This is a genomic window from Campylobacter sp. 2018MI01 (assembly GCF_018501205.1).
Lineage (GTDB): Bacteria > Campylobacterota > Campylobacteria > Campylobacterales > Campylobacteraceae > Campylobacter_E.
The window spans coordinates 1-1,808 of record NZ_JAHCZE010000108.1 but is presented as its reverse complement, the minus strand read 5'-3'; the positions used below and the strand labels follow the sequence as shown (position 1 = coordinate 1,808).

3 protein-coding genes are annotated in these 1,808 nt (G+C 25.4%); 2 read left to right on the top strand and 1 reads right to left on the bottom strand.

The window, feature by feature from the left end:
* A partial coding sequence (locus KJQ97_RS09175) for a winged helix-turn-helix domain-containing protein (RefSeq protein WP_214120658.1) occupies positions 1-470 on the bottom strand: 470 nt, incomplete at its 3' end.
* A gap of 61 nt (positions 471-531) precedes the next feature.
* Here KJQ97_RS09175 and KJQ97_RS09170 point away from each other — a divergent pair.
* Together KJQ97_RS09170 and KJQ97_RS09165 are read left to right on the top strand one after the other, a co-directional pair.
* Positions 532-1,197 (top strand): MlaA family lipoprotein, encoded by a 666-nt coding sequence (locus tag KJQ97_RS09170; protein WP_214120657.1) that lies wholly within the window; start codon positions 532-534, stop codon positions 1,195-1,197.
* On the top strand, positions 1,194-1,736 hold the full coding sequence (locus tag KJQ97_RS09165; protein ID WP_214117190.1) for an MlaC/ttg2D family ABC transporter substrate-binding protein: 543 nt from the start codon (positions 1,194-1,196) through the stop codon (positions 1,734-1,736). Before KJQ97_RS09170 ends, KJQ97_RS09165 begins: the two co-directional genes overlap by 4 nt.
* Positions 1,737-1,808: the final 72 nt, after the last annotated feature.

Genomic DNA, 1,808 nt, shown 5'->3' with positions numbered 1-1,808 from the left:
AATATAACTTCATCAAATAATTTTAGATTTAATTCAGTAAGAGCAGCTACTGAAATATTTGCTTTTATTAAGTCATCACCGCATTTGCAAGTTAGATTTATATAATTTTTCTCATTTTTAATCTCAACTATTTTAGCCTTAATTTTATTTTGAGCTGATAGTTTATAGGTAAAATCATCATTGAGTTTGGCTTTAAATTTGCAAAACTCTTCGTATTTTTTTAATATATCTTCACTAAAAGCACTTAATTTACTTCCTTCTTTTCTTGAAGTATTTGAAAATAGATTATACTCACTAGCTTTGCTTATTTCATCAAGACTATCCCAAGCATTTTTATAAGAAATATTCAAATTCTTAGCAGCTTTGCTAATGCTTTTGTCTATTTTAATTTGTTGCAAAAGCAATATATGTTTTTTTGTAATTTTTACATTATCATTTAAAATAAATTCAATTTCTAGATTAATTTTCATAGTTTGTTCTTAATATTTTTTTGTTATTATTTGCCAAAAATACTAAATATGGAGTAATTTTGTGATAAAAAAATTATTTTTTATCCTTTCTTTGATTACGCTAGTAGTTGCGAACGAAATTGATGATTTTGAAGCAGAATTTAATCAAGTAGAAAGAGTAGATAAATTTTATAATTACAATAAAGCTGTTACTAGTTTTAATTATGCAGTTTATAATATGAGTTTAAGACCACTTAGCAATATTTACAATACTATCACTCCTCCAATAGTTAAAAAAGGTGTTAATAATTTTTTCCACAATTTAGGGTCTCCGCTTAGATTTATTACTTTATACTTGAGTGGAGAATTTAAATCAGGAACTGCTGAATTAGGAGCATTTTTAGGTAATACCACATTGGGTTTAGGTGGTATTTTAAGACCTTTTAAATATGAAAAAGAAAGTGATTTTGGCTTGATGCTTGCTAGATGGGGTGTTCCACCAGGAGAGCATATTGTTTTACCATTTTTAGGGCCTGCAAATGTAAGAGATGCTTTAGCTTTGCCGTTTGATTATGCTTTAAAGCCTAGTTTTTATTTAACTAATAATGCTAGTATTAGCGTTTCTGCTTTTGGGCTGATTGATAAAACAAGTAGTAATTCTGTTTTAATTAATGAAGCTTATAAAAGTATAAATCCTTATGTAACAATAAGGGATTTTTATGAAAAAAACCGAAAGGAATTAGAATGAAAAAATTATTAATAATAGCTTTAAGCTTAGCAAGTTTATATGCTTACAAAATTGATACTTTTAAAGATGACATTGTTTTAGATGTTGCAAAAATACAAGATATCTTTAAGGGTGATAGCAACGATAAATCACAAGATTTATTTAATTTATTAAAAGATGATTTAGATATTGAATTAATGACAAAATTAGTTCTTTCAAAAAATGCTAATGAGTTAAGCGCTGAAAAATTAGCAGAATTTCAAAGTATTTTTATAGAAAGACTTAAAAAAGATTTTTCATCTAAAATTGATTTGGTTAAAGGCAGTAGCCTTGAATTAACAAGCACTAATATAGATGATAAAAGATGTCAGGCAAATATGAAAGTTGAGTATGAAGAACAAGTTAAAGAAATGATATTTAAGTTTAGAATTATCAATAACGAATGTAAGTTATATGATATTGATATTTTAAATACAAGTTTAATAGCTAGTTATAGAGCTCAGTTTTTAGATATTATAAAACAGAGTGGAATTAATGGCTTATTTGAAAAGCTTAAATGAATAAAATAATTAATTTTCTTCTTGTAAATTCTAAAAAAGTTTTTATGATAACTCTTTTACTTTGTTTAGGGT